Consider the following 25,619-nt stretch of genomic DNA (forward strand, 5'->3'; position numbering starts at 1 on the left):
AGCCCACCTGCCCGAGTCCTGGGCGCTGGTCTTGCCGCAGGCCTAGCGACTGGTCTTTCCGCCCAAGGGCCTGTGCCGGGAAACAATCCGCTGGCCACGCGCGTGATAGCGCTGGCGCCGCGCCTCCTTCGGGTCAACGGTCAACGGTCGGTACACCTCGATGCGGTCCTGATCGCGCAAGCCATGGCTCAAGGGCTGCACCCGCCCCCAGACACCCACGGCCAGTTCCGCCAGTCGGGGCAGTTGGTCAGCAAATTCCGCGCAGGCATTGAGCCCCTGCTCCACCGTGCAGCCCTCGGGCAGGTCGAGCCAGGCATGCCTCACATCGCCAGCCGCCGGGCTCCACACCAGCTCGACGCGGATGCGCCCCGGCCGCGGCTCAGCGAGGCCCATAGACGCTTTCGGCACGCTGCACAAAGCTGTCTACAAAGGTATTGGCCACACGGTCGAACACAGGGCTGACCACAGCCTCCAGCGCCTTGCTGGAGAAGGCATAGCAGAGGTCGAACTCGATCTTGCAGGCCTTGGATTCTTCGCCGACACCCTCGGCCCCGGGCTTGCCCAGCGGCACGAAGAACCAGTTGCCCTCGAGCTTGGAGAAGGGCCCATCGACCAGCTCGATGCTGACGCGGCGGCCGCTCTCATGGGTGTTGCGCGTGGTGAAGGCATGGCGCACGCCGCCATAGGCGAGGCCCAGCCTGGCGGTCACGCCATCCTCGCGCTGCTCGATGGTCTCGGCCTTCTCGCACCAGGGCAGGAACTCCGGATAGCGGGCGATATCGGTGACCAGCTCATACATCTCGCGCGGCGAGTACCAGAGCAGAACGGACTTTTTGACGTGCTTCATACAATGGGCGCAATTGTATTGGCGGCCCTGCCGCACGAACTCGCGAAACCTGCCTCCCAATGTCCATCGCCGAAAACCGCCGTGCCCGCTATGAGTACCACATCGAAGAGCAGTTCGAGGCCGGCATGGTGCTGGAAGGCTGGGAGGTCAAGGCGGTCCGTGCCGGCCAGGTCCAGCTGACAGACGGCCACGTGATGATCAGGAACGGCGAGCTGTTCCTGATCGGCTGCCGCATCAACCCGCTGCGCACCGCATCCACCCACGTCAACCCGCTGGCGGACCGGACCAAGAAGCTCCTGATGAAGAAGGACGAGATCCGTCGCCTGATCGGCAAGGTCGAGCAGAAGGGTTTCACCATGGTGCCCCTGAACCTGCACTTCAAGGGCAGCCACATCAAGTGCGACATCGCCCTGGCCAAGGGCAAGGACAAGGCCGACAAGCGCGAGACCGAGAAGAAGCGCGATTGGGAGCGCGAGAAAGGCCGGCTGATGCGGCACGCAGTGCCGGCAAACTCGTCGAAGGACTGATCAGCCCAGCGCCGACTCCAGTGCCTGCTCGAGGTCCGCGCGCAGATCGGCTTGCGCCTCCAGGCCGATGGCAAAGCGCACCAGCGGCCCCGCCGCGATAGGCATCGTCAGCGAGCGGCTCTGGCTCATGTTGTAGGGCACGGCCAGGCTCATGGGGCCGGCCCATGAGTAGCCGATGCCGAACAGCTCCAGCGCGTCGATGAAGGCATCGACCTGCTTCTGCGTGTACTGCGGCTTGAACACCACCGAGAACAGGCAGGCCGCACCGGCAGAACTCGTCTCCAGCCAATGCTGGTGTCCTGGCGAGCCAGGCAGCGCGGGATGCAGCACCTGGGCAATCTCCGGGCGAGACTGCATCCACGCCGCCAGCGCGCGCGTCGTCAGGTCTTGCGCGCGATAGCGCAGCTCCATCGTCGGCAGCGAACGCAGCACCAGCTCCACATCGTTCTGACCCAGGCCGTAGCCCAGGTGCTCATGGCAGTTGTCCAGCTGATTGCGCAGCGCCAGATCGCGCGTGTAGACCGCGCCCATCAGGACATCCGCGCCGCCCGACTGATACTTGGTCAGCGCCTGCACCGAGATGTCGACACCCATACCAGGCGCGATCTCGAAGGCATTGAAGGCAATGCCGGCGCCCCAGGTGTTGTCCAGCGCCGTGAGCACGCCAGCGGCCTTGCAGCGGCCCAGCAGGCCCAGCAGGTCCGGGAACTCGAGCGTGATCGAGCCGGCCGCCTCCAGCCAGACCAGCTTGGTCTTCTCCGACAGCGGCAAGGCCTCGGCATTCAAGGGGTCGTAGAAGCGATGCGTGATGCCCAGGCGCGGCAGGTAGTCGACCGCCATCCAGCGGTTCTGGCCATAGACGTTGTCCGGCAGCAGCACCTCGTCGCCCGGCTGCAAGAGTGCCAGGTTTACGAGCGTGACAGCCGACAGGCCCGATGGCGTCAGCAGGCAATGCTCGGCGCCCTCCAGCGTGGCCAGGCGCGCACCCAGCGTGTAACTCGTTGGCGTGCCGTGCAGGCCGTAGCGGTAGCTCAGGCCGTCGCGCGGGCGCGGCTGGCGCAGGTCGGCCGTATCCTTGAACAGGACGGTCGAGGCCTTGAAAACACCCACCGGATGGGCGCTCCAGCCCTCGGGCGGCTGGTAGGGATGGTGGATCTGCTCGGTCGAGATGGCGCGCTTCTTGTGACTCAAGACGCGCTCCTTCAGATCGGCATGCCGACCAGGTCGTGGCCTTCCGCGGCGACGATGCGTACGCGCGTGAACTCACCGACCTTCAGGATCTTGCTGGCCTTCTCGGGCGGCAGGATGCGCACGGTGCCGTCGATCTCGGGGGCGTCTGCATAGGTGCGGCCCACCCCGCCCTTGCGACCCAGCGCCGGGGCCGAATCAACCAGCACCTGCATGTTGGCGCCGATGCGCGAACGCAGCTTCTCGGCCGACACTTGCTCCGCAACCGCCATGAAGCGCGCACGGCGCTCTTCACGCACTTCCTGCGGCAGCGCGCCGTCCAGCTCGTTGGCGGTGGCGCCCTCCACGGGCGAATAGGCAAAGCAGCCGGCGCGGTCGATGCGGGCTTCGGCCATGAAGTCCAGCAGGTACTGGAACTGCTCTTCGGTCTCGCCGGGGAAGCCGGCAATGAAGGTCGAGCGGATCACGATCTCCGGGCAGGTCTCGCGCCAGCGCAGGATGCGCTCCATGTTCTTCTCGCCACTGGCCGGGCGCTTCATGCGCTTGAGCACTTCCGGGTGGGCATGCTGCAGCGGCACATCCAGGTAAGGCAGGACCAGGCCTTCGGCCATCAGCGGCAGCACCTCGTCGACATGCGGATAGGGGTAGACGTAGTGCAGTCGCACCCAGGCGCCATGCTGCCTGGCCAGCTCGCCGAGCTGGGCGACCAGGTCGTACATGCGGGTCTTGACCGGCTTGCCGTCCCAGAAGCCCATGCGGTACTTCACGTCCACGCCATAGGCGCTGGTGTCCTGGCTGACGACCAGCAATTCCTTGACGCCGGATTCGAACAGCGCGCGCGCCTCGCTCAGCACATCGCCGATCGGCCGCGACACCAGGTCGCCGCGCATGCTCGGGATGATGCAGAAGGTGCAACGGTGGTTGCAGCCTTCGCTGATCTTCAGGTAGGCGTAGTGCTTGGGCGTGAGCTTGATGCCGGCAATGCCGCGGGACTCGGGCACCAGGTCGATGAAGGGATCGTGCGGCTTGGGCACGTGGGTGTGGACCGCGTCCATCACTTCTTGCGTGGCATGCGGGCCGGTCACGGCCAGCACGCTCGGGTGCATCTCGCGCACCAGGCCACCGGCGTCCGGGCTGCTCGCGCCAGCCTTGGCGCCCAGGCATCCGGTCACGATGACCTTGCCGTTTTCGGCCAGTGCCTCGCCGATGGTGTCCAGGCTTTCCTTGACCGCATCGTCGATGAAGCCGCAGGTATTGACGATCACCAGGTCCGCACCGGCAAAGGTCTTGGAGGTTTCATAGCCCTCGGCGCGCAGCTGCGTGAGGATCAGCTCCGAATCGGTCAGCGCCTTGGGGCAGCCGAGCGAAACAAAGCCAATCTTGGGAGCGGGGTTGCCGATCTTCGCGGCGGCGGTGTCGTAAGTCGTTGTTTCCATTTGATTTCCGCCGGTCGACCTGGCTGAGAAGCTGGGCCGGCATTGTATCTGGGCAATCTCCCCGATGACCCGCGCGCCCGCGAGGATTAGCATCGCGGCGTCGGCCCCTCCTCTCTCCTGCAGTACGGTCCCCGTCCCCATGTCACTGCCCCGCCCCGCTGTCCTCGGCCGCCTCTGCCTGCTGCTCGCAAGCGTCCTGCTCCTCGGCCGAGCCATGGCCGCCCCAGCGTGCGAGCGCCCCCTGCGCATGGCTGTCGAGCAGCGCCCGCCCTATCTCTACATGAATGCCGAAGGCCAGATGCAGGGCAGCGACATCGAGCTGGTGCGCGCCATCCTGCAACAGGCTGGCTGCACCCTGGAATTGCTGCCCGAGCTGCCGCGGCGCCGTCGCTACACGATGTTCCTGGCCGGTGAGATCGACATCCTGCCCGCCGCCTCGATGACCGCCGAGCGGCGCGAAGTCGCCTGGTTCACGGCGCCCTATTTCGTCGAGGCCGTGGCGCTGTTCGCCCTGCCCGAGAAGGCGCCCAAGCTGCGCGACATCAAGAATTTCGAGGACATCCGCTCGCGCGGCATCGGCGTGATCAGCCAGAGCTTTGGCTGGTTCGGCGAGGGTTTCGAGGCGCACAAGCCAGCTTTGCGGAACGACGGCCTGCTCTCGCACTACGACCAGTTGGGCCATGCGCTGCAAATGCTCAAGGCAGGCCGCGGCGACCTGGTGCTGGCCGACCGCGCGGCGATGCGCCAGTTGCTCTTGCGGCAAAAACTCAACCTGGTCGAGCTGGACTACCTGCCGATGCAAGGCTCGGCACGGCTGATGCTCAGCAAGCGCTCTGTGACCGAGGCCCAGTTCAAGGCCATCGACGCGGCGCTGCAAAAGCTCGACGAGAGCGGAACGCTGAAGCAGATCCGCAGCCGGCACGGGCTGCAGTAGCCAGCACCGCCTTACTTCTTGGGCGGGAAGCCCGGCATCCCCGGGAAAGCCTTCTGCATCTGTTCGGTCATCTGCTCAAGCAGGTTCTTGCCCTGCTCGACATAGCCGCCCATTCCCCCCATGCCGCCCATCAAGCCCTGCATCATGGGCGACTGCGTGCCCATGAACTTGGCCCAGGTCTCGGGGCTGAAGGCCAGGCCGGGGCTCTGGTCGACAAACTTCTTCTGCATCTCGGAGAAGGTCTGCATGTTCTTCTCGAGGTACTCGCCCATCACACCCTGCATCGCGTGCCCATAGAAGCGGATGATCTGCTCCAGTGACTGCGTGGTGAACATGGGCACGCCACCGGTTTCTTCCTCCAGGATGATCTGCAGAAGGATGGCGCGGGTCAGGTCCTCGGCGGTCTTGGCATCGCGCACTTCGAAGGCCTGGCCGTCCAGCACCATCTTCTTCACGTCGGCCAGCGTGATGTAGCTGCTGGTCTTGGTGTCGTAGAGGCGACGGTTGGGGTATTTCTTGAGGATGCGCAGCTCGGGCTCAGCCGGTGCTGCGCCTTCTTCCGCCTTCGTCTTGCCTCTGCGGGCAGTCGCCATCGCTTGCTCCTATATTGCGTTGCAGCAAGATTCTAGGAGGCGGGCACCGCAGGACCGGACGGGTTTACCCCCGAGCCCCGCGGCGCCTGCATTGCAAGCACTTGTCCGGCTATTTGGTCACAATGGCAAAGGTGCCCGGCGCCTTGTCGATCAGGCCGAAAAAGCGCACCAGGTCGATCTTGCTGCCGTCGATCTTCAGCTCGTCGCTCAGCAGCGTGTCCTTGACGCCAGCCGTGCCGGCCATCATCTTGATGAAGATCGGCTTGGTCAGGGTCAGCGTCGAATTGGCGTCCTTGGCAGGCTCGCCCTTCTTGTGGTGCAGCACCGAGTTTTCGATCCAGAGCACGAAGGACTCCTTGGTGTCGGACAGCACCAGATTGACCTTCAAGTCCTTGCCCTCGGCCGCGGGGCCATCGAGGCCGGCCGCCATGGCTTCCAGAAAGCGTTCGACCGGTGTCTGCGACAGCATGTCGATGAAGCCCGCGCGGCTCACGCCCTTCTTGGGCGGGCCGTTGCGCAGCTCGGCAGCGGCCGTGAGGTAGCTGTTGCGCCAAGTCGAGGCCTCGGACATATAGCCCATCTGGTCGTAGGTGCGCGCCAGCAACTCCTTGGCACCCTTGTGATCGGGTTGGCCGAACACGGCCTGGTTCAGGAGCTCGGCCGCCCAGCGGTACTCGCCCTTGTCGAACGCCTCTTGCGCTGCAGCCACGGCCTTGTCGGCACCACCGATCAGCGCCAGCATGCGCTTGGCCGACTCCTGCGGCGGCAGCGGGTCGAGGTTGGCCGGATTGCCGTCGTAGGCCCCCAGGTAGAACTGGTAGATCGCCTTGACGTTGTGGCGTGTATCGCCGTAGTAGCCACGGGCGCCGAAATAGGACTGCAAGGACTTGGGCAGCTTCACCAGTTCGGCGATCTCGCGCGGCGTATGGCCGGCATTGATCAGGCGCACCGTCTGGTCGTGCAGGTACTTGTAAGTGTCGCGGTGCTTGGTGATGAACTCCGCAATGCGTGCCTGGCCCCAGATCGGCCAGTTGTGCTGACCGAAATAGACCTCGGCATCGGCCGTCTGCTCCAGTGCTTCCTGCATGTAGCCGGACCAGCGAAGCGCATCGCGAACCTTGGCGCCGCGCACCGGCAGGAGGTTGTGCATGGTCTGCGCCAGGTTCTCGGCGCCGCCATATGCTCGTCTGTCTGGAATGGAGAAAGTCAGCTCGGCCGGCGCCTCGGCCCCAGGCACGTTGTGGAACACGAAGCGCACGCCGTCGAGCACCAGCTCCTGCGTCGGCTGCGTGATCAATTGTGTGGGCGGCAGGATGCCGAAGGTGCCGTAGGCCACGCCCTTGCCAAGGCCCGTGTCGACCATTCCCTTGGCCGAACGATCCAGGTCGCGGCCAAACTGGTAGATCGAGCGGCGGCCCATCGCCGTGCCCACCATCACGTTTTCGCTGGTGGCTTCTTCCATGAAGCCGGCCGAGGCAATCACCGGCACCTTGCCAGCAGCAACGTCGGCCGCCGAGACCACGCCCAACGCGCCGCCAAAGTGGTCGATATGGCTGTGCGTGAAGACCAGGGCCGTGACCGGCTTGTCGCCCAGATGCTTGCGGGCAAAGGCCAGGGCCGCGGCGGCGGTTTCCCGCGCGGTGAGCGCATCGATGACGATCCAGCCGGTCTTGCCCTCGACCAGGGTCATGTTGCCGATGTCAAAGCCGCGCAGTTGATAGATGCCGTCCGTGACCTTGAACAGACCGATCTGCGCATTCAGGATCGCGTGGCGCCAGAGGCTCGGATTGACCGTGGCAGGCGACTGGCCCTGAACGAACTTGAAAGCGTCGAAGTCGATCAGCACGCTGCCATCAGCGGCAACGATCTTGCCTTCGGGCCGCGCGATGAAGCCACGCTTGGCATCTTCAAAGTCCTGCGGGTCGTCGAGCTTCAACCCCTGCACCAGTTGCTCGTTGGCCTGCACGGTGGCCGGCATTGCGTCGCCTGCGGCACCGCCGACACCGCTGTTGCGGCCACAGCCGGCAAGCAGGGCAAGCACAGCCAGCAGGGCCGCGGACTTCTTCATCTGAATGAACTTCATCGCTCTTGTCTCCTGGTCATTTGTTCTCAAGCGGCCTTCTGCAGTCGATCTTCGCGCACCATCTTCGCCGCCTTCTCGCCAATCATGATCGTCGGTGCATTGGTATTGCCGCCCACCACGGTCGGCATGATCGAAGCATCGGCCACACGCAGGCCGGCAATGCCCCGCACCCGCAGGCGCTCATCCACCACCGCCATCGCATCGTCGGCTGGGCCCATCTTGCAGGTTCCCACCGGGTGGTACTGCGTGTCTGCGCGGGCGCGGATGTCGGCTTCCAGGCTCTTCAAGTCATTTGCGTCGGTTGGGTAGAGCTGCTTGCCGCGCACCTCATCAAAGGGCGAGGACTCGATCAGCCGCTGCTGCATCTGTGCACCACGCACCAGCAAGCGCAGATCGCGCTCATCGGAGAGGAAGCGCGGATCGATCAAGGGTGCGTCGCGCGGATCCAGGCTTTGCAGGCTCACCGTGCCACGGCTGTAGGGGCGCAGGACATCGACATGGCAGGACATGCCGTGCCCCAGATGCAGCTTGCGAGCATGGTCGTCGACGATGGCGATGACAAAGACCAGTTGCAGGTCCGGCGCCGGCAGCTCGGGCGTCGAGCGCAGGAAGGCACCGGCACCGGCGAAGGTGCTGGTGATCATGCCGGTGCGCTTGTTGCGCCACTCGAGCATGGCCCCCGTGGTCTTCAAGCCGCCGCGCAGCGAGAGGCCGAAGGATTCGGTCGTGCTCGGCAACTTCCAGGTCTGCACATAGTCGATGTGGTCCTGCAGGTTCTTGCCGACGCCGGGCAGGTCCATCGCGCATTGAATGCCCAGCTGCTGCAGTTCGGCGGCAGCGCCGATGCCGGAGAGCTGCAAGAGCTGCGGCGAACCGAAGGCGCCCGCGGCGAGCACCACCTCGCAGCGTGCCCGCAGCTGCTTGCGCTCGTTGCCCCGGATGATCTCGACACCGACGGCACGCCGCCCTTCCAGCAGCACGCGCGAGGTCTGCGTGCGCGTCAGCACGGTCAGGTTGCGGCGCGCGAGCTTGGGCGTGAGGTAGGCCTTGGCTGCACTGCAGCGCTCGCCATTCCTGTGAGTCACCTGGTAGAGAAACGCGCCTTCCTGCTCGGCTCCGTTGTAGTCCGGATTCAGGGCAATGCCCTGGGCTTGTGCCGCCTTCAGAAAGACCTCGTTGAGAGGGCTGCGGTGATCCTGGTAGGTCACGTTGAGCGGACCACCCTGGCCGTGATACGGCGCGCCGAATTGCTCGTTGTGCTCGCCGAGCCTGAACAGCGGCAGCACGTCTTCATAGGACCAGCCGCCGTTGCCGAGCGAGGCCCAATGGTCGTAGTCCCAGCGGTTGCCGCGCACATAGAGCATGGCGTTGATCGAGCTGGAGCCACCCAGCGTCCGGCCACGCGGCTGGTAGCCGCGCCGGCCGTTCAGCTGCGGCTGCGGCACGGTCTGGTAGGCGTAGTTGTTGATCCTGGTGGGCAGCATCGCCACCACGGCGGCAGGCGCATGGATCAGCACGCTGCTGTCCGGGCCGCCTGTCTCTACGAGGCAGACGGTGGTTTCCGGGTCTTCGCTCAGGCGTGCGGCCATGGCGCAACCGGCCGATCCGGCGCCAACGATGATGTAGTCGAATTCAGTCATGGTGGTCCTGCGCGTTCAGGCGATCAGCTTCAAGAGCTTCAACATGCGTTCAAAGGTCGCGCCGTAAGGTGGATGCAGCAGCGCAATGCCGTTGAACCGTGACTGCATGAACACCGGCTTCTCCTTGCTGAAAGTACGGAAGCCGGCTTCGCCGTGATAGGCGCCCATGCCGCTGGCTCCGACGCCGCCGAAGGGCTGGTTCTCCTGGCCGAAATGCCAGAGGCAGTCGTTGACGGTGACGCCGCCGGAGATGGTTTCGCGCAGCACCTGCTCACGCCGCGCTGCGTCACGACCGAACCAGTACAGCGCCAGGGGCCGATCACCGGCCTTCACATGCGCGATCGCGGCATCGGCGCCGTCGACCTCGACGATGGGCAGCACCGGCCCGAAGATCTCTTCCCGCATCAGCTGCATGCCGGGCTTGGGGTTCAGGACCACGGTCGGCACGAACTTGCGACTGCCCGCAGGCAATTGCTCCGCGCTGAGCGGCACCAGCGTGGCGCCTTGTGTCTGCGCTTCGTCCAGCATCTGCTGCAGGCGCGCGCGGTGGCGCGGGCTGATGATGGCCGTGTAGTCCGGGTTGGCTTCCAGCGTCGGGTACATGCGCAGCACTTCGCGCTGCAAGGTCTCCGCCAGCACCCTGCCCTGGCCGCGCGGCACCAGCAGGTAGTCCGGCGCGATGCAGGTCTGGCCGGCATTGAGCAGCTTGCCGAAGGCTATGCGCGCAGCGGCGACAGCCAGGTCGGCCGAGGCGTCGATGATGACCGGCGACTTGCCGCCCAGCTCCAGCGTCAAGGGCGTCAGGTTGGGCGCCGCTGCAGCAGCCACCTTGCGGCCCACGGCCGTCGAGCCGGTGAAGACCAGATGGTCGAAAGGCAGGGCCACAAAGGCGGCCGCCAGTTCGGCGTCACCGCAGATCACGGCCATCTCCTCCGGCTTGAAATACTGGCTGACCAGGCGCTGCAGCAAGGCCGAGAAAGCCGGTGTCAGTTCCGAGGGTTTGATCAGTACCCGATTGCCGGCGGCCAGCGCGCCCACGGCCGGGCCGAGGCTCAGCTGCAGCGGATAGTTCCATGGCGCCACGATGCCCACCACGCCGAGTGGCTGCCGCAAGAGCCGGTTGTGCGCCGGCCAGTAGGCCAGCGCTGTGGCGGGCCGGCGGGGCCGCATCCAGCGCTTCAGATGCCGGCGGGTGCCGGTGATGGCACTGCTGACCATGCCAACCTCGGCCAGCAGCGTCTCGTGCGACGAGCGCTGGCCGAAGTCCTGGGCGATGGCCTGCACGAACTCCAGCGCATGGAACTCGATAAGGGTCTGCAGCCGGGTCAGTCGGTCGACGCGCGTTGCACGGTCGGGCGTCGGCTCGGCCGCATGGGCGGCGGCCTGCGCGGCCAGCAAGCTGGCGGCACTGGCCTGGGCGGTCAAAGGCGTCACTGCTTTGTCTCCTGCGGATGCGTGCTGCGGGCAACTGCGCTTGGCAGCCGGTGGCTTTGCCCGTAGTCTTTGCGGGTCGCCGCCTTGGTGCCGCATGGTGCTCAGGTGCGGCATCACCGGCTATGACCGGCGCTGACAGAGCCCATGACAACGACTGCCACACCAGGGCTCGCCCCATCCGGGCAAACCCGCAAACCCAGCATTCACGACCCGGTCTTCCCGGTACATCCGTTCGCCGGTGTGCTGGCCGTGGCCGAAGAGCAGGACTGGGCCGACGCCAAGCTTTTCCCCAGCTTTCAGCGCCAGCACATGGCCGCCGAGCGAGCGCCCTACTGCAGCTATGTCGAGGCAAGAGAGAGCCTGCAACAGGCGCTGCGCCGTCACCGGGGCCTGGAGCTGGCCCTGCTTTCGGGTGCGCGCAAGGCGCTGCCGCACATGGGCGCGATGAGCCTGGGCCTGATGTCGCAGGCCACACTTGGCGAGGCGCTGCGCTTCGGCACGCGTTACCAGCTGATCGCCGGCTCGATGCTGCAGGTGCAGCTGGAGCAGAACGATCGCGAGGCCTGGATCGTGGCCGACGCCCTGTTCGACGATCCGGAGATGCAGCCCTTCCTGACCATCGACCACCTGGCCACGGCGCTCAACGCGATTCGCCAGATCCTCGGCCTGCCTCCGGGTCGGCGGCTGATCAAGCGGCTGGAACTGGCCTTCGAAGCGCCGAGCCTGGCCAGCGGACTGGCTGATCTGTTCGATGCGCCGGTGCGTTTCGGTCAAGCGCAGAGCCGCATGGTGTTTGATTCGGCCGCGCTGGATTTGCGCCTGTCGTTCCACAACCGCAGCAGCGCCGAAATTTCGCGCCAGGCCTGCGAACGCGAGCTGGCCGCACTGGGCTTGATCGATGGGCGCGGCGACCTGCGCGAGCAACTCTTTGACAGCCAGGGCCGTTTGCGCAGCCTGTCCGCCGTTGCCGATTCAATGGGACTGAGCCTGCGCACCCTGCACCGCGCACTGGCGCGCGAGGGCATCCGCTACTCCGAGCTCGCTGAGCAGCAGCAACGCGTTCGCGCCGAGCATTTGCTCAGGCGCGGCCTGCCTACCAGCGCCGTGGCCGAGGAGCTGCAGTTCAGCGACCCGCGCAGCTTCGTCCGCGCCTTCGAGCGCTGGACCGGCCAGAGCCCCGCGGCCTGGCGCCGCCAGCAGCAAGGATGAGGTGAGCAATGCAAAAAGCCCGGCAACTCACTGAGTTACCGGGCTTCTTAACCTACCGAATTTGGTAGGCGCGATTGGATTCGAACCAACGACCCCCACCATGTCAAGGTGGTGCTCTAACCAACTGAGCTACGCGCCTGAAGAGCTTCGCACTATAGCATGGATTTTCAGGACTTCCAGGAACCTTGAAGCAAACGCCTTCAGAAGCTCACTTGCGCCGTGCCGCGCGCACGCCCGGAATCTGCGCGACGCTGCGCAGGATCTGGCTCAGCCTGGCGGAGTCGGCCACCTCGACGGTGAAGCTCATCCAGGCGGTGTCCTGACCTGCTTTCACCGACTGCGTGTTCACTGCCGTGACGTTGAGCTTCTCCTTGGCGAAGACCTCCAGCACATCACGCAGCAGGCCCTGCCTGTCGCTGCCCTCGACGAGCACGTCAGTCGCATAGAGCCCGCCCTTGCCTTCGCCCCAGGTCACGGCGATCACGCGCTCGGGCGCGCGCTGGCTGATCTCGCGGAAGTTGCTGCAGTCGCAACGATGGATGGCCACGCCCTTGCCGCGCGTGACGTAGCCGCCGATGGCGTCCGGCGGCGCGGGCCGGCAGCAGCGCGCGAGGCTGGTAAGCAATGAATCGATACCGACCACCAGCACGCCGCCCTTGGGTGTGCCGCTTTGCGTGGGTCGCGTGCGGCGCTGCGCCAGCCATTCGTCCTGATCGGGCTCGGGTTCGGGCGGGCGCAGCAGCAGCTCGATATTGCGAAGCGAGTACTCGTCCTTGCCGACCACCTCGAACAGTGCATCCGCATTCTTGAAGCCGAGCTTGGCGGCCAGGTCTTCGAGGCGGACCGCGGTCTTGCCTTCGCGCTGCAGGATCTTCTCGACCAGCTCGCGGCCCTTGGCCACCGTCTCTGCCTGCTGCAGCGCATTGAACCAGGCGCGCACCTTGGCGCGAGAGCGCTGGCTCTGCAGATAGCCGAGCTCGGCGTTGAGCCAGTCGAGCGAGGGCCCGCCTTCCTTCAGTGCGGTGATCTCCACCGTCTGGCCGCTCTTGAGCTTGGTATTGAGCGGCACCATCACGCCATCGATCTTGGCGCCCCGGCAGCGATGGCCGAGGCTGGTGTGCACCGCATAGGCGAAGTCGATGGGCGTTGCACCCGCGCTCAGCTCGACGATGGAGGCCTGCGGCGTGAACACATAGATGCGGTCGTCGAACACGGCCGCCTCGGAGGCCGTGGTATCGCGCTCCCATGCCAGCAGCTGGTGCAGGACCGCACGGCGCGCCTGTGCCACCTGCTCTTCAAAGTCGCCCGCTGCCGAGACGCCCGCATAGCCGCGCGCGCCCGCTTCCTTGTAGGCCCAATGCGCGGCCACGCCATGCTCGGCATGCTCATGCATTGCGCGGGTGCGGATCTGCACTTCCATGGCCTTGCCGTCCCGGCCGAGCACCACGGTGTGCAGCGATTGATAGCCATTGGGCTTGGGGCGCGCGATGTAGTCGTCGAACTCGCCTGCCACGGGCCGGTAGAGCTCATGCAGCCGGCTCAGCACCGCATAGCACTCGGGCACGCCCGCCACGATCACGCGCAGCGCGCGCAGGTCGAAGACACGCTCGATGTCCAGGCCCTTGCCCTGCATCTTTTTCCAGATGCTGTAGAGATGCTTGGGCCGCCCCTGCACCTCCGCGGCAATGCCCTGCTCGCGCAGGTCGCTCTCGAGCGTCTGCCGGACCGATTCGATGCGCTGCTCGCGCTCGACGCGCTTCTCTTGCAGCGCACCGGCAATGCTTCGGTAGTCCTCCGGCTGCAGGAAGCGGAACGACAGGTCTTCCAGCTCCCACTTGATCTGCCAGATGCCCAGCCGGTTGGCCAGGGGCGCGAACACCTGCTGAGACTCGGCGGCCAGGTCGCGCGGGCAGGCCGTCTTGCTGGCAGCGAAGTAGCGCAATGTCTGCAAGCGCGAGGCCAGGCGCAAGAGCACCACGCGCAGGTCATGCGAGAAGGCCAGCAGCATCTTGCGAACGCGTTCGGTCTGCGTGGCGCGCTGGTCTTCACCCACCTTGGCGGCACGCGCGGCGCGCTGGATCTGCACCAGCTTGCGCGTGTGCATCACCAGGCTGGCATAGGACTCTCCAAAGGCCTTGGCGACGATCTCTTCGGGCTTGTTCAGGAAGTCACCGGCATACACGAGGTAGGACGCGGCCTGAAGCGCCGGAGCCGCGCCGATGCCGGCGAGGATGGCGGCCACGCCGTCGGCATGGGCCAGCGCTTCTTCGCCGGTGTCGAGCGGCTGGCCGCTCAGGAGGGGCTCGGCAAAGGCGCGCGCGCGCTGCACTTCGGCCGCATCGGCCGGTTGCGCCGAGGCCAGGGCAACAATGGGCGCCGAGGGGCCGCCCTGGGGAGCTGTCTTCATCCGCGGAACAGGAACTTCGAAATGGCGGCGACCTGTTCGGGCGCCTGCAAGGTGGGGGCATGACCAACGCCGGCAAACTCGACCAGCTCGGCATGCGGGCCGCGCTGCGTCATGGCGTCTGCCGTAGAAGCTGACAGCAGGTCGGATTCTGCGCCGCGCAAGAGCAGCGTCGGCGCACGCAGGGCATCCCAGGCGGCCCAGAGGCCCGCCTCGCCCGCGGCCACCTGCTCGCGCGTGACGTCGGCCAGCGTGACGGCAATCGACGGGTCGTAATGCAGGCGCAGCCGCTCGCCCGCCTGGCGGAACATCGGCGTGGACAAGGCCAGCCAGGCCTCCCGCGTGTGCGGGCCGAAGCCCACCGAGACGCGGCGCAGGTAGTCGGCGCCCTCCTCCAGCGTGGCAAAGGTCGGCCCCTTGCCGAGGTACTGGGCAATGCGCTGCAAGGACGAGAACTCGATGGTCGGCCCCACGTCATTGAGCACGAGGCGGCGCACCGGGCTGTTGCGCTGGGCCGCGAGGCCCAGGCCGATCAGGCCCCCCATCGAGGTACCGATCCAGTCGACCTGCTCGACATTGAGCCGCGCGATCAAGGTGACCATGTCCGACACATAGGTCGGGATCTGGTAGAGCTTTGGGTTGCTCAGCCAGTCTGAATTGCCGCGCCCGACCACGTCGGGGCAGATCACGCGGTACTGCGTCTGCAACACGCGGGCCAGCAGGTCGAAGTCCCGGCCCTGGCGCGAGAGGCCATGAACGCAGATCAGCACCGGCGCATCCGGCTTCGGCCCCTCCCACTCCCAATAGGCCATGTGATGCAGCCCGGCCGGGCTCAGGCATTGCACGCGATTCAGGGTGGGGGCTGACATTGTTTGTATCCTTGCGACTTCACGCTTTCGTCTCGACCATCCTAGCAAGCCAAGAAGGACTTCCCATGTTGTTGAAAGGCAAGACCGCCCTCGTCACCGGCTCCACCAGCGGTATCGGCCTCGGAATCGCGCTGACACTGGCCCGGCAAGGCGCCAATATCGTGCTGAACGGCTTCGGCGACCATGAAGCGCCCAAGGCAGAAGTGGCCAGGCTGGGCGTCAAGGTCGGCTACCACGGCGCCGACATGAGCAAGGCCGCCGAGATCGAAGGCATGATGGCCTACATCGACGGCGAGTTCGGCGGCTGCGACATCCTGGTCAACAACGCCGGCATCCAGCATGTGGCGCCGGTGGAAGACTTCCCGGTGGAACGCTGGGACGCGATCATCGCCATCAACCTCAGCTCGGCCTTCCACACCACGCGCCTGGCCCTGCCCGGCATGAAGAAGCGCGGCTGGGGTCGGGTGCTCAATATCGCCTCGGTGCACGGCTTGGTGGCCTCGGCACAAAAGTCGGCCTATGTGGCGGCCAAGCACGGCATCGTCGGCTTCACCAAGGCCGTGGCCCTGGAAACAGCCACGACCGGCGTGACCGTCAACGCCATCTGCCCTGGCTGGGTGCTCACCCCGCTGGTGCAGAAGCAGGTGGACGCACGCGCCGCGGCAGACGGCGTCGATGACGCCGAAGCGAAGCGCCGCCTGCTGGCCGAGAAGCAGCCTTCGCTGCAATTCACGACGCCCGAGCAGCTCGGTGAACTCGCGGTCTTCCTGTGCTCAGACGCCGCATCGAACGTCCGCGGCCAGGCCTGGAGCCTGGACGGCGGCTGGACCGCGCAATAGCAATTAGTTCAGCTCCGATTGCTTTTCGATGACGCGCGAAACGATGCCGTAGCTGATGGCTTCGTCCGCGCTCATCCAGTAGTCGCGTTCCATGTCGGCGATCACCGTGTCCAGCGGTTTGCCAGTCTGCTTGGCGATCACGCCGGCGATGCGCTCGCGGGTCTTGATGATCTCGCGGGCCATGATGGCGATGTCGCTGGCCTGGCCGCCGGCGCCGCCGGCCGGCTGGTGGATCATGAAGCGGGTGTTGGGCAGGCACAGGCGGCGCTCCTTCGGCGGCGCAAGGAAGATGTGTGCGCCGGCACTGGCCACCCAGCCGGTGCCCAGCGTGGTGACCGGCGCCTTGATGAAGCGGATCATGTCGTGGATCGCGTCGCCCGATTCCACATGGCCGCCCGGCGAGGAAATCAGCAGCGTGATCGGCGCGTCGGAGTCAGCGGCCAGGGCCAGCAGGCGGCGGCAGGTGGCGTGCGCCATCTTGTCGTCGATCTCGCCGAACACCATCACGAAGCGCGACTTGAAGCTCAGCTGCTCCTCGAGCTTGTCGGTGGCTTCGGGCTTGGCAGCCTTGTCTTCGGCGGCATTGCGGTGCATCTCGTTCATTTGGTCAGTCCTCAACATAGTGAGCGCATTGTTGCGCAGCTTCGCCGGCTTTCACTTGTTGACCATCTTCATCAACACCGAGCCACTGACCGACACGCTGACCGTGGTGCGGCCACTCTCGATGGGAAGCGCCACGTCCATGGCCGGCGCAGCCATGGCCTTGGCCCGCAACATCGGCACTGCCTGCATCGCTTCGCTGGTGTTGACACTGACCTCGCCGATCGAATAGCCGGCATAGCCGAACTGGCGCGCGTAGTCGGCCGCCTGGCTGCGGAATCGGTGGATCGCGTCACCCACCACCTGCGCCTCGGCCTTGCCGCGCGCCTCGCGCGAGAGCTGGAAGCCTGTGCGAGAGATGTTCATCGTGGTGATGCGGCCGCTCAGCGCGGCCACCGCCACCGTGTCCTTGCCCTCCACCAGGAGCTCGGCCGAGCCCTGCCAGCCGTTGATGCCGCCCTTGGGTGAGTAACGCGGGTAGAGCGCGAAATTGCCGGTCTGCACATCGAGCTGGCCTGGCTTGGCCACCTTGCGAGCCTCGGTCAGGGCCGCCTCCAGTGCGGCCTTGAGCTGGGACTGCACGGCATTGGCATCGCTGCCCTCGCGGCTGGTCGAAAAAGCCAGGCTGAGCACATCCAGGGGCACTTCGGTGCTGGCGCTGACGCTGAAGGACAGCAGGTCGCGGCGCGGCGCCTCGATCGTCTGGGCCTGGCTGCCGGCGGCGGCCAGTGCGAACAAGGTCAGGGCAGCTGTGCGCTTGAGAATGGTCTTCATGGGGTCCTCCATCTGGAAGCCCAGACGATAGCGCGCCCCGGGGCATCGGAATTGTTACAGGGCTGTAACGCCGGCCCTGTCCTGCTTGCCGCTGCCCAAATCCTGGTAACAATGCGGCTGTTACAAATTCAGGAGCGGTCGCCATGAACGCCACAACGAGCAAGCCCAACAAGATCCTGGTCGTCGATGATGACGCGCGCATCCGCGACCTGCTGCGCCGCTACCTGACCCAGGAAGGCTTCGATGTGCTGCTGGCCGAAGACAGCCGCGCGCTGAACAAGCAGCTGACCCGCGAAACCTTCGACCTGATCGTGCTCGACCTGATGCTGCCGGGCGAGGACGGCCTCTCGATCTGCCGCCGCCTGCGCGCCAACAACGACATGACGCCCATCATCATGCTGACTGCCAAGGTCGAGGATGTGGACCGAATCGTCGGCCTGGAAGTGGGCGCCGACGACTACCTGGCCAAGCCCTTCAACCCGCGCGAACTGCTGGCCCGCATCAATGCGGTGCTGCGCCGCCGCCCGGCCATGGAGGCGCCCGGCGCGCCGACCAAGGAGGCGATGACGGTGAACTTCGGCCCCTTCGAGTTCGATCTCGGCCTGCGCAAGCTGAGCAAGAACGGCGAGCAGTTGCCGCTGACCACCGGCGAGTTCTCGATGCTGAAGGCGCTGGTGCGCCATCCGCGCCAGCCGCTGTCGCGCGACAAGCTCGCGCAGCTGGCCCGGGGCCGAGAGTTCGAGCCTTTTGACCGCAGCCTCGACGTGCAGGTCTCGCGCCTGCGCAAGCTGCTGGAAGACGACCCATCGCAACCGCGCTACATCCAGACCGTCTGGGGCGTGGGCTATGTGTTCGTGCCCGATGGTGCTGCCTGACGCGGCTCCCTAGGGAATGACCCAGCCCAGACTCGCGCTCAATCTTTTCTGGCGCACCTTTGCTCTGCTTGCATTGCTGCTGATCGGCAGCGTGCTGGCCTGGCAGCAGACCTTCAAGGCTCTGGAGGCGGAGCCGCGCGCACTGGAAGCCGCGCAGCAACTGGCCGGCCTGGTCAACCTGAGCCGCGCGGCGCTGGCCGATGCCGACAGCATCAACCGCGTGGCCGTGGTCAAGTCGCTGAGCCGCAGCGAGGCGGTGCAGGTCGAGGTGGCCGAGCCGGGCGACCGCTGGCTGCCCTACGACGTCAACGCCTTCTCGACCCGGCTGGCGGCCGAGCTGCGCGGCCGGCTGGGGCCGGACACCGTGGTGGCACGCGAGGTCAACAAGGTCGACGGCCTGTGGGTGCGCTTCAGCATCGAGGGCGATGCCTACTGGCTGCGCACCAGCCCGACGCCGCTGTCGGTCTCGCTGAGCGGCAACAGCTGGTGGGCCCTGATCGCGCTGGTGGCCACGGCCCTCGGTTCAGCAGGCATCGCGCGGCTGATCAACCAGCCCTTGCGCGAGCTCTCGGTGGCCGCTGGCCGTATCCGCGAAGGCGAGTACGACTCGCGCCTGGACGAAACCACGCTGACCAGCGAGATCCGCGAAGTCAATATGGGCTTCAACCGCATGGCCCGCGAACTGGCGCGCATGGAGGAAGACCGCACCGTGATGCTGGCCGGCATATCGCACGACCTGCGCACGCCGCTGGCGCGGCTGCGGCTGGAGGCCGAGATGAGCGTCAACGATGAGCAGGCGCGCCAGTTCATGGCGCAGGACATCGACCAGCTCGACGCCATCATCAGCAAGTTCATGGACTACGCGCGGCCCAACGAGACCAAGCTGCATGCAATCAACCTGGCCGAGCTGGTCGAGCGCGAGGCCATCGCCTTTCGGGATCCGACGCAGATCCGCATCAGCGCCGATGTGCCGCAGCACATCAAGGTCTGGGCCGATGAAACCGAGCTGGGCCGCGTGCTCCTGAACCTGTTCGAGAACGCGCGCCGCTACGGCAACCAGGCCGGCGAGCCAACCCAGGTGGAGGTGGACTGCCTCCCCGCCGAAGCCGGCCACGTGCTGCTGCGCCTGCGCGACCACGGCCCTGGCGTGCCACCCGACAAGCTGGCCAGCCTGACGACGCCCTTCTACCGCGGCGACGCGGCGCGCACGGCGGCCACAGGCGCTGGCCTGGGCCTGGCCATCGTCGACAAGTCGCTGCAGCGCATTGGTGCCAAGCTCGAGCTGGCCAATGCCGAAGGCGGCGGCCTGCTGACGCTGATCAAGCTGCGCCAGGCCTCCTAGCCGGCGCTTCAGGCCGGCAGCGGCAGCAGCAGGCAGACGGCCCGTGCCTCAATGGCGCGCCCCTCGCCGACCGGCCCCATCTTCTCGGCCGTCTTGGCCTTCACATTGACCTGGCCCAGCTCGATGCCCAGCACCTCGGCCAGGCGCGTGCGCATGGCCATGATGTGAGGCGCCATCTTGGGCGCCTGCGCAATGATGGTCGAGTCGAGATTGCCGATCTGCCAGCCGGCCGCGCGCACCCGCTTGTAGGCCTCGGCCAGCAGGACCATGGAATCGGCACCCTTGAACTCGGCGGCGGTGTCGGGAAAGAGCTTGCCGATATCGCCCAGCGCCGCAGCACCCAGCAGCGCGTCGGTGATGGCATGCGCCAGCGCGTCGGCATCGGAATGACCCAGGAGGCCATGGGTGTGCGGGATGGTGACGCCGCCCAGGATCAGCGGGCGGCCGGTGACCAAGGCATGCGTGTCCCAGCCTTCGCCGATACGAATGTTCATTTCAGCCTCCGACGAGCCGCCTCTAGGAGGCTGAGCGCCCCCTCGGGGGGCAGCTCACGAAGTGAGCGTGGGGGTTTCATTCCTAGCGGCTCCTCAGCAAGCGCTCGGCCAGCGCGAAATCCGCCGGCCAGGTGACTTTGAAATTCTCCAGGCTGGCCTCGACCAGCAAGGGCTCGTGGCCCAGCGCCTCGATGGCGCTGGCTTCGTCGGTAACCGCAGCGCCCGCCAGCGCCAGCGCCTCACGCAGCATGCCGATGCGAAACATCTGCGGCGTTTGCGCGGCCCATTTGCCGCGCCGGTCCAATGTGCTGCGCGACCGGCCCTGGTGCGCCTCCTTCAATGTGTCTGCCAGGGGCAGCGCCAACAGGCCACCCACCGCCTCGTCGGCGCAGGCCGCGATCAACTGCTGCACCCACTCAGGCCGCAGAAGGCAGCGCGCCGCGTCATGCACCAGCACCCAGTCCTGCGCACTGGCGCCGCGAGCCATCAGCTCGTCAAGGCCCGCCGCCACGGTCGCTGCGCGTGTGGCGCCACCGCAGCGGGCCAGCCAGGCGCGGTCTCCGTGAAACTCAGGCAGGGCCTTTTCGAAGTGGCTGTCTTCGGGCGAGAGCACGACCAGGGTGGCGCTGAGTGCAGGCACGGCCAGCAAGGCCGCCAGCGTGTGGGCCATCAGGGGCCGCCCGGCCACCTCCACATACTGCTTGGGACGGTCGGCGCCGGAGCGCTCGCCGATTCCGGCCGCAGGCACCAGCGCAAAGGCTAGTCCCGGTGTTGCCGGGCTGAGATTTGTCATGCGCGGATTCTAAGCAGGCACCTCGGCGGAGTATGCTGACCCCGCATCCAGTCCGCACACCGATACCCGCCATGACCCAAGCCCACCGAGCTCTTTGCGGCCTGCTGCTGGCTATGGTAGCCAGCCCCGCGCAGTGCCTGGAGCGCTCCGGCGAAGCCGAGGCGCTCCGGCTGATGGCCAAGGCCCAGGACTACCTGAAGATGCATGGCCTGGACAAGGCCGCTGCCGAGTTCAACCGGCTCGACAGCCCCTTCAACAGCAAGAGTGCCATCAACCCGCATGGTGACCTCTATCTGTACAGCCTGGCCCCCGATGGTTTCCAGATCATCCATGGCAAGAACCCGAAGATCCGCGGCAAGGTGATGATCGAGATGCGCGACATGGACGGCGTCTACCTGATCCGCGACATGGTGCGCGTCTGCTATTCCACGCCGGCCGGCAAGGGCTGGGTGAACTACAAATGGCCGCATCCCGTCACCAAGGTGGTGGAGCCCAAGCGGGGTTATGTCGAACGCGTCCCAGGCATACCGAACCTGTGCCTGGGCACGGGCATCTACCGCTAGGACAAGCTTCGCGCCCATGCGAAAACTCGCCGAGCACCTGAAACGCCTTGCTGAAACCTCGCGCGGTGCCAGCCAGGTGCTGCTCTTCTTCGTCGCACTGACGCTGCTCGCCATCCTGGCCCAGACCTGGCTCGCCATCCGCCAGGACAAGGCGCTGACCCTCAGCGCCGAGCGCGAGCACGGCCTGACCGCGGTGCGCCTGCTGGAAGAGCATGCCAAGCAGATCCTCAGCGACGCGGCCGGCAATATCGACGCGCTGGCCCGCGCGGTGGATGTGGCGCGTGGAGCGAAGCCGGCCGACGACGTGCTGGTGCGCCAGGTGCTGACCGACGCCCAGCCGCTCAACCGCATCCTGACCTCTTTCCAGTTCGTCAACCTCCAGGGCGTGGCCGCGGTCAGCTCGATCGACTATCCGGCCTACCAGACCGATGCTGACGACCGCACCTATATTCCGCTGCTCCTGAGCCAGCCGGCGCAGCGCGAGCCGGTGCTGGGCCGACCCTTTGCGCGCTTCTATGACGGCGAAATGATCCTGCCGCTGGCGCGCAATTTCGCCAGCAGCGACGGCCGCCACCTGGGCCTCCTGAGCACCGACGTCAGCGTCTCCTACTTCAGCAAGTTCTATGTGCCGATCGCCAAGGACAGCAATGCCCTGGTGGCCCTGGTCTCCGACACTGGCCATCTGATCGTGCGGGCGCCTGAGCTGGCGGGTGAGGTCGGCACCGACATCTCCGCCTCGGCAGCGCAGCAGCGGCTGCGCCAACTGCCGGCCGAGGGCTCGTTCGAGGACGACAGCTTTCTCAGCGGCCAGCAGCAGGTGCCGCGCCTGTATTTCTTCAAGAAGGTGGCCGGCTTTCCGGTCACGGCCGTTTATGCGCGTGAGCTCGACGACGTGCTGGCGCCCTGGCAGATCCGCAGCCGCGACCGGGCTGTGTTCTCGCTGGCCATCATGGCCTTTGTCGCGCTCTTGAGCTTCTTCCTGCTCTGGCATATCCGGAGCCTGAACAGCTCGCGCACCTCGCTCAAGCGCAGCGAAGCCAAGTTCGGCAATGTCTTCCTGCATTCGCCGGTGCCGATGTCGCTGGTGCGCCTGCGCGACGACCGCATCATTGCCGCCAACGAAGGCATGCTGGCGCTGTTCCGCTACACGGCCGAGGAGTTCATCGGCCGCACGCCGGCCGAGCTGGGTGTCTGGGCCGACTATGCGGACCGCCAACCCTATCTCGAGCGCATCACCACCGACGGCCATCTGAGCCACTACCCGGCCCGGCTGGTGAACAAGCACGGCCAGCGGATGGACTGCCGGGTCTCGGTCCAGGTGTTCGAGAGCGAGGAAGGCCGGATTGCCATCTTCTCGGCGGTGGATGAAACCGAGCAGCGCCAGGCGCAGGCGCGGCTGAGCCAGCTGGAGCAGCAACTGCGCGAGGCCCAGAAGATGGAGGCGATCGGCACCCTGGCCGGCGGCATTGCGCACGATTTCAACAACATCCTGGCCGCCATCCTCGGCAACGTCGGCATGGCCCGCCAGGACGTGGCGGCCGAGCATCCCGCGCGCACCTTCCTCGACGAGATCAACAAGGCCGCCTTGCGGGCCCGCAGCCTGGTGCAGCAGATCCTGGCCTTCAGCCGCCGCCAGCCGCACCAGATGCTGGTGCAGCCGCTGCGGCCCATCGTCGAGGAATCCTTGAGCCTGCTGCGCGCCACCCTGCCCGCCCGCGTGGCGCTGGACCTGCGGCTCAGCGAGGAAGCCCTGAGCCTGGAGGCCGACGCCACGCAGCTGCAGCAGGTGCTGATGAACCTCTGCACCAATGGCTGGCATGCGCTGAGCGGCAGCACTGGGCGGCTCAGCGTGGGCTACGCACGCATGCAGCTGGATGAACAGGCCGAGCCGCGGCTGGCGCGGCTGCCCCATGGCGACTACGTGCACCTGTGGGTGGGCGACAGCGGTGTCGGCATGTCTGACGAGCTGCTCGCCCGCATCTTCGAGCCCTTCTTCACCACCAAGCCGGTGGGCCAGGGCACGGGCCTCGGGCTGGCTGTCGTGCACGGCATCGTCGCTGCGCACCATGGTGCCATCACGGTGGACAGCCGGGTGGGCGTGGGCACCACCTTCCACCTCTATCTGCCACTGGCCGACGCTCCGCAAGACAGCCTCAGCCCCGGCTCGCTGCAAAGCCTGCAGGACGAGGCGGGCCAGGGCCATGTGCTCTACCTTGACGACGACGAGGTGATGCTCTTGATGGTGGAGCGCCTGCTCAAGCGCTGTGGCTATGAAGTCACGTGCTACCAGGAAGCGAGCGAAGCGCTGGCCGCGCTGGACCGGCCCGGTTGCGACGTGCAGCTCTTCATCACCGACTTCAACATGCCGGACATGTCGGGCCTTGAAGTGGCAGCAGCCGCGGCCCGCCTGCGGCCTGGCATGCCCTTGCTGATCACCTCGGGCTACATCAACGACGAGCTGCTGGCCGGTGCGCAGGCCATCGGCGTCTGTGGCGTGCTGCAGAAACAGAACACGCTGGAAGAGCTGCCTGGCCTGGTGCGGCGCTGCCTGCGGCCGCAGTGAGCCAGTCCAGGCCGCTACACTGCCCGCCCGGCCGCGCCCACCTGACTCCATGCTGATTTCCGACCTTCGCCAGCGCCTGCGCGCCCTCGGTGCGCTGCCAAAGCATGAGCAGCGCGTGCTGCGCGACTGGGTACAGGCCAAGCCGCATGACAGCAGCCGGCGCCGGCCCGAGCATTTCCTGCCGCTGGCGCTGCGCGAGGCCTTGCCTGCCATCGACGCGGAACTTGCTGCGCTCGTCCGCGTGGTGTCCGAGCATCCCGGCGAAGACGGCTCGGCCCGTTTGCTGGTCGGCCTGAGCGACGGCCAGATGGTTGAGAGCGTGCTGCTGCCGCGCGACGGCCTCTGCGTCTCGAGCCAGGTCGGCTGCGCCGTGGGCTGCACCTTCTGCATGACCGGGCGCGAAGGCCTGATCCGCCAGGTGACCTCGGCCGAGATCGTTGCGCAAGTGGTGCTGGCGCGGCGCCTGCGGCCGGTCAAGAAAGTCGTCTTCATGGGCATGGGCGAGCCGGCCCACAACCTTGAGAACGTGATGGAGGCCATCGCGCTGCTGGGCATCGAAGGCGGCATCGGGCACAAGAACCTGGTGCTCTCCACCGTCGGCGACCCGCGGGTGTTCGAGCGCCTGCACGGGCCGGACGTCGGGCCGGTCAAGCCCGCGCTGGCGCTCTCTCTGCACACCAGCAAGGCCGAGCTGCGCAAGGAGCTGCTGCCGCGTGCGCCCCGCCTGAGCCCGGAAGACATCGTCGAGGCCGGCGAGCGCTATGCGCGCTTCAGCGGCTACCCCATCCAGTACCAGTGGACGCTGATCGAGGGTGTCAACGACGGGCCGGAAGAGCTGGATGGCATCGTCCGGCTGCTCAAGGGCAAGCTGGGCCTGCTCAACATGATTCCCTACAACCAGATTCCCGACCTGGACTATCGCCGTCCGAGCTGGGAGCGTGCCCGCAGCATTGCCGCCGAGCTGCACAGTCGCGGCGTGCTGACCAAGCTGCGCGACTCGGCCGGCCAGGACGTGGACGGTGGCTGCGGTCAGCTGCGCGCGCGAAGCAGCGCCACGCCGCAGCCGATCCGACTGAAGCTCAATCGCCCTTGATCTGCACGCGCACCATCTGGAAGTTCACGGCATTGCCGACTTGCTGCAGCGAGACCAGGCGGAAGTTCATGTTGTCGACGCCGACCTTGTAGACCCGCTTGCCAGCCTGGCGCTCCTCGTCGGAGCAACTCAAGGTCTTGTCCTCGGACTTGCCTTCGCGCTTGGCGCGCGGCGGTGCCTTCGAGCAGTCCAGCACCTTGCCGTGCTGTGACAGCGCCTTGACGTAGAAGTCGCTGATCGCGCCGATGTCGTCCGAGCTCATGAACTTGCGCACTTGGAGCTTGAAGCCGAAGGCACCGCCCCACAGGCCCAGCGTCAGGGCCGCCTTGTCCTGCTCGCGATCCTGCTGCGCCACGGCGCCCGGATACGCCGGCAGGCCGATCTCGACCAGGGAGGCATCTTCACGGAATTCGGCGCCGGCCTTGAAGCCCTTGTTGTCGGCATGTGCAGGCGCGCAGAACAGGCAGGCGGCGCTGATCAGCAGGGTCGGTGCGGTGGTGAAGAGCTTGTTCATGGCGG

At 66.5% G+C, this 25,619-nt stretch carries 24 protein-coding genes and 1 tRNA gene; 9 read left to right on the forward strand and 16 right to left on the reverse strand.

Annotated elements, in window-relative coordinates; translation table 11 throughout:
* Positions 1–42: 42 nt before the first annotated feature.
* Both ABT392_RS11520 and ABT392_RS11525 read right to left on the reverse strand, forming a co-directional pair.
* On the reverse strand, positions 43–393 hold the full coding sequence (locus ABT392_RS11520; protein WP_395385737.1) for an RnfH family protein: 351 nt from the start codon (positions 391–393) through the stop codon (positions 43–45).
* Positions 380–847, reverse strand: coding sequence for a type II toxin-antitoxin system RatA family toxin (locus tag ABT392_RS11525; RefSeq protein WP_395385736.1), 468 nt, complete (start codon positions 845–847; stop codon positions 380–382). Before ABT392_RS11525 ends, ABT392_RS11520 begins: the two co-directional genes overlap by 14 nt.
* A gap of 59 nt (positions 848–906) precedes the next feature.
* Between ABT392_RS11525 and smpB the strand changes: the two genes are divergently transcribed.
* Positions 907–1,374, forward strand: coding sequence for an SsrA-binding protein SmpB (gene smpB / locus ABT392_RS11530; RefSeq protein WP_334275993.1), 468 nt, complete (start codon positions 907–909; stop codon positions 1,372–1,374).
* Here smpB and ABT392_RS11535 read toward each other — a convergent pair whose 3' ends face one another.
* Together ABT392_RS11535 and rimO are read right to left on the reverse strand one after the other, a co-directional pair.
* Positions 1,375–2,565: a PLP-dependent transferase gene (locus ABT392_RS11535; protein ID WP_334275994.1), complete on the reverse strand. Its 1,191-nt coding sequence runs from the start codon at positions 2,563–2,565 to the stop codon at positions 1,375–1,377.
* 11 nt (positions 2,566–2,576) lie between these two features.
* Entirely contained in the window at positions 2,577–3,998 is a 1,422-nt protein-coding gene (gene rimO, locus ABT392_RS11540) for a 30S ribosomal protein S12 methylthiotransferase RimO (protein WP_395385735.1), read from the reverse strand.
* A gap of 214 nt (positions 3,999–4,212) precedes the next feature.
* Between rimO and ABT392_RS11545 the strand changes: the two genes are divergently transcribed.
* Positions 4,213–4,932: a substrate-binding periplasmic protein gene (locus ABT392_RS11545; RefSeq protein WP_395385734.1), complete on the forward strand. Its 720-nt coding sequence runs from the start codon at positions 4,213–4,215 to the stop codon at positions 4,930–4,932.
* Positions 4,933–4,943: 11 nt separating this feature from the next.
* Here ABT392_RS11545 and phaR read toward each other — a convergent pair whose 3' ends face one another.
* From phaR to ABT392_RS11565, 4 genes are all read right to left on the reverse strand, one after another.
* Entirely contained in the window at positions 4,944–5,525 is a 582-nt protein-coding gene (gene phaR, locus ABT392_RS11550; protein WP_395385733.1) for a polyhydroxyalkanoate synthesis repressor PhaR, read from the reverse strand.
* Between the two features lie 109 nt (positions 5,526–5,634).
* Positions 5,635–7,608, reverse strand: coding sequence for an alkyl/aryl-sulfatase (locus tag ABT392_RS11555; RefSeq protein ID WP_334275998.1), 1,974 nt, complete (start codon positions 7,606–7,608; stop codon positions 5,635–5,637).
* Between the two features lie 26 nt (positions 7,609–7,634).
* Complete coding sequence (locus ABT392_RS11560) at positions 7,635–9,248, reverse strand: GMC family oxidoreductase (protein WP_395385732.1); 1,614 nt, start codon at positions 9,246–9,248, stop codon at positions 7,635–7,637.
* 15 nt (positions 9,249–9,263) lie between these two features.
* Positions 9,264–10,682 (reverse strand): coniferyl aldehyde dehydrogenase, encoded by a 1,419-nt coding sequence (locus ABT392_RS11565; protein WP_395385731.1) that lies wholly within the window; start codon positions 10,680–10,682, stop codon positions 9,264–9,266.
* A gap of 144 nt (positions 10,683–10,826) precedes the next feature.
* Here ABT392_RS11565 and ABT392_RS11570 point away from each other — a divergent pair, with 144 nt between their 5' ends.
* On the forward strand, positions 10,827–11,891 hold the full coding sequence (locus ABT392_RS11570) for an AraC family transcriptional regulator (protein WP_395385730.1): 1,065 nt from the start codon (positions 10,827–10,829) through the stop codon (positions 11,889–11,891).
* A 62-nt stretch (positions 11,892–11,953) separates the two neighbouring features.
* Here ABT392_RS11570 and ABT392_RS11575 read toward each other — a convergent pair.
* From ABT392_RS11575 to ABT392_RS11585, 3 genes are all read right to left on the reverse strand, one after another.
* Positions 11,954–12,030, reverse strand: a tRNA-Val gene (locus ABT392_RS11575).
* A 69-nt stretch (positions 12,031–12,099) separates the two neighbouring features.
* Entirely contained in the window at positions 12,100–14,298 is a 2,199-nt protein-coding gene (locus tag ABT392_RS11580; protein WP_334276001.1) for a RelA/SpoT family protein, read from the reverse strand.
* Positions 14,295–15,164: an alpha/beta fold hydrolase gene (locus ABT392_RS11585; protein ID WP_334276002.1), complete on the reverse strand. Its 870-nt coding sequence runs from the start codon at positions 15,162–15,164 to the stop codon at positions 14,295–14,297. Before ABT392_RS11585 ends, ABT392_RS11580 begins: the two co-directional genes overlap by 4 nt.
* Positions 15,165–15,232: 68 nt before the next feature.
* On the opposite strand from ABT392_RS11585, the gene ABT392_RS11590 reads away from it, so the two are divergent.
* Positions 15,233–16,003, forward strand: coding sequence for a 3-hydroxybutyrate dehydrogenase (locus ABT392_RS11590; protein WP_395386831.1), 771 nt, complete (start codon positions 15,233–15,235; stop codon positions 16,001–16,003).
* A gap of 3 nt (positions 16,004–16,006) precedes the next feature.
* Here the strand turns inward: ABT392_RS11590 and ABT392_RS11595 are convergent, their stop codons facing one another.
* Together ABT392_RS11595 and ABT392_RS11600 are read right to left on the reverse strand one after the other, a co-directional pair.
* A complete protein-coding gene (locus ABT392_RS11595; protein ID WP_334276003.1) occupies positions 16,007–16,606 on the reverse strand; it encodes an ATP-dependent Clp protease proteolytic subunit in 600 nt (199 codons plus the stop codon).
* A gap of 51 nt (positions 16,607–16,657) precedes the next feature.
* The gene (locus tag ABT392_RS11600; protein WP_334276004.1) at positions 16,658–17,377 is read right to left on the reverse strand and encodes an SIMPL domain-containing protein; all 720 of its coding nucleotides are present in this window, start codon (positions 17,375–17,377) and stop codon (positions 16,658–16,660) included.
* 143 nt (positions 17,378–17,520) lie between these two features.
* Here ABT392_RS11600 and ompR point away from each other — a divergent pair, with 143 nt between their 5' ends.
* Together ompR and ABT392_RS11610 are read left to right on the forward strand one after the other, a co-directional pair.
* Complete coding sequence (gene ompR, locus ABT392_RS11605) at positions 17,521–18,252, forward strand: osmolarity response regulator transcription factor OmpR (protein WP_334276005.1); 732 nt, start codon at positions 17,521–17,523, stop codon at positions 18,250–18,252.
* 16 nt (positions 18,253–18,268) lie between these two features.
* A complete protein-coding gene (locus ABT392_RS11610) occupies positions 18,269–19,594 on the forward strand; it encodes an ATP-binding protein (protein WP_395385729.1) in 1,326 nt (441 codons plus the stop codon).
* 8 nt (positions 19,595–19,602) lie between these two features.
* Here ABT392_RS11610 and ispF read toward each other — a convergent pair whose 3' ends face one another.
* Both ispF and ispD read right to left on the reverse strand, forming a co-directional pair.
* Positions 19,603–20,088, reverse strand: a complete 486-nt coding sequence (ispF, locus tag ABT392_RS11615) for a 2-C-methyl-D-erythritol 2,4-cyclodiphosphate synthase (RefSeq protein WP_334276007.1) — start codon at positions 20,086–20,088, stop codon at positions 19,603–19,605.
* Positions 20,089–20,170: 82 nt separating this feature from the next.
* Positions 20,171–20,881 carry a 2-C-methyl-D-erythritol 4-phosphate cytidylyltransferase gene (gene ispD, locus ABT392_RS11620; RefSeq protein ID WP_395385728.1) on the reverse strand — a complete coding sequence of 237 codons (711 nt, stop codon included), beginning with the start codon at positions 20,879–20,881 and terminating at the stop codon, positions 20,171–20,173.
* Positions 20,882–20,952: 71 nt separating this feature from the next.
* Here ispD and ABT392_RS11625 point away from each other — a divergent pair, with 71 nt between their 5' ends.
* From ABT392_RS11625 to ABT392_RS11635, 3 genes are read left to right on the forward strand one after another with little or no spacing between them, the layout of a single operon-like run.
* Positions 20,953–21,444: a cache domain-containing protein gene (locus ABT392_RS11625; RefSeq protein ID WP_334276009.1), complete on the forward strand. Its 492-nt coding sequence runs from the start codon at positions 20,953–20,955 to the stop codon at positions 21,442–21,444.
* A gap of 16 nt (positions 21,445–21,460) precedes the next feature.
* Positions 21,461–24,007: an ATP-binding protein gene (locus ABT392_RS11630; RefSeq protein ID WP_395385727.1), complete on the forward strand. Its 2,547-nt coding sequence runs from the start codon at positions 21,461–21,463 to the stop codon at positions 24,005–24,007.
* 49 nt (positions 24,008–24,056) lie between these two features.
* Positions 24,057–25,100 (forward strand): RNA methyltransferase, encoded by a 1,044-nt coding sequence (locus ABT392_RS11635; RefSeq protein ID WP_395385726.1) that lies wholly within the window; start codon positions 24,057–24,059, stop codon positions 25,098–25,100.
* Here ABT392_RS11635 and ABT392_RS11640 read toward each other — a convergent pair.
* Complete coding sequence (locus tag ABT392_RS11640) at positions 25,087–25,614, reverse strand: hypothetical protein (RefSeq protein ID WP_334276012.1); 528 nt, start codon at positions 25,612–25,614, stop codon at positions 25,087–25,089. The genes ABT392_RS11635 and ABT392_RS11640 overlap by 14 nt on opposite strands.
* Positions 25,615–25,619 lie beyond the last annotated feature (5 nt).

Source organism: Paucibacter sp. JuS9 (assembly GCF_044043925.2).
Taxonomy (GTDB): Bacteria; Pseudomonadota; Gammaproteobacteria; order Burkholderiales; family Burkholderiaceae_C; genus JAUASW01.

Excerpts from the sequence above, each read along its gene's own strand:
- ABT392_RS11635 (WP_395385726.1), top strand. The coding sequence starts at position 24,057 with ATGCTGATTTCCGACCTTCGCCAGCGCCTGCGCGCCCTCGGTGCGCTG.
- ABT392_RS11640 (WP_334276012.1), bottom strand. The coding sequence starts at position 25,614 with ATGAACAAGCTCTTCACCACCGCACCGACCCTGCTGATCAGCGCCGCC.
- ABT392_RS11555 (WP_334275998.1), bottom strand. The coding sequence starts at position 7,608 with ATGAAGTTCATTCAGATGAAGAAGTCCGCGGCCCTGCTGGCTGTGCTT.
- ABT392_RS11630 (WP_395385727.1), top strand. The coding sequence starts at position 21,461 with ATGCGAAAACTCGCCGAGCACCTGAAACGCCTTGCTGAAACCTCGCGC.
- ABT392_RS11595 (WP_334276003.1), bottom strand. The coding sequence starts at position 16,606 with ATGAACGAGATGCACCGCAATGCCGCCGAAGACAAGGCTGCCAAGCCC.
- smpB (WP_334275993.1), top strand. The coding sequence starts at position 907 with ATGTCCATCGCCGAAAACCGCCGTGCCCGCTATGAGTACCACATCGAA.
- ABT392_RS11560 (WP_395385732.1), bottom strand. The coding sequence starts at position 9,248 with ATGACTGAATTCGACTACATCATCGTTGGCGCCGGATCGGCCGGTTGC.
- ABT392_RS11600 (WP_334276004.1), bottom strand. The coding sequence starts at position 17,377 with ATGAAGACCATTCTCAAGCGCACAGCTGCCCTGACCTTGTTCGCACTG.
- ABT392_RS11580 (WP_334276001.1), bottom strand. The coding sequence starts at position 14,298 with ATGAAGACAGCTCCCCAGGGCGGCCCCTCGGCGCCCATTGTTGCCCTG.
- phaR (WP_395385733.1), bottom strand. The coding sequence starts at position 5,525 with ATGGCGACTGCCCGCAGAGGCAAGACGAAGGCGGAAGAAGGCGCAGCA.
- ABT392_RS11625 (WP_334276009.1), top strand. The coding sequence starts at position 20,953 with ATGACCCAAGCCCACCGAGCTCTTTGCGGCCTGCTGCTGGCTATGGTA.
- ispD (WP_395385728.1), bottom strand. The coding sequence starts at position 20,881 with ATGACAAATCTCAGCCCGGCAACACCGGGACTAGCCTTTGCGCTGGTG.
- ABT392_RS11520 (WP_395385737.1), bottom strand. The coding sequence starts at position 393 with ATGGGCCTCGCTGAGCCGCGGCCGGGGCGCATCCGCGTCGAGCTGGTG.
- ompR (WP_334276005.1), top strand. The coding sequence starts at position 17,521 with ATGAACGCCACAACGAGCAAGCCCAACAAGATCCTGGTCGTCGATGAT.
- ABT392_RS11570 (WP_395385730.1), top strand. The coding sequence starts at position 10,827 with ATGACAACGACTGCCACACCAGGGCTCGCCCCATCCGGGCAAACCCGC.
- ABT392_RS11610 (WP_395385729.1), top strand. The coding sequence starts at position 18,269 with ATGACCCAGCCCAGACTCGCGCTCAATCTTTTCTGGCGCACCTTTGCT.
- rimO (WP_395385735.1), bottom strand. The coding sequence starts at position 3,998 with ATGGAAACAACGACTTACGACACCGCCGCCGCGAAGATCGGCAACCCC.
- ABT392_RS11525 (WP_395385736.1), bottom strand. The coding sequence starts at position 847 with ATGAAGCACGTCAAAAAGTCCGTTCTGCTCTGGTACTCGCCGCGCGAG.
- ispF (WP_334276007.1), bottom strand. The coding sequence starts at position 20,088 with ATGAACATTCGTATCGGCGAAGGCTGGGACACGCATGCCTTGGTCACC.
- ABT392_RS11585 (WP_334276002.1), bottom strand. The coding sequence starts at position 15,164 with ATGTCAGCCCCCACCCTGAATCGCGTGCAATGCCTGAGCCCGGCCGGG.
- ABT392_RS11545 (WP_395385734.1), top strand. The coding sequence starts at position 4,213 with ATGGCCGCCCCAGCGTGCGAGCGCCCCCTGCGCATGGCTGTCGAGCAG.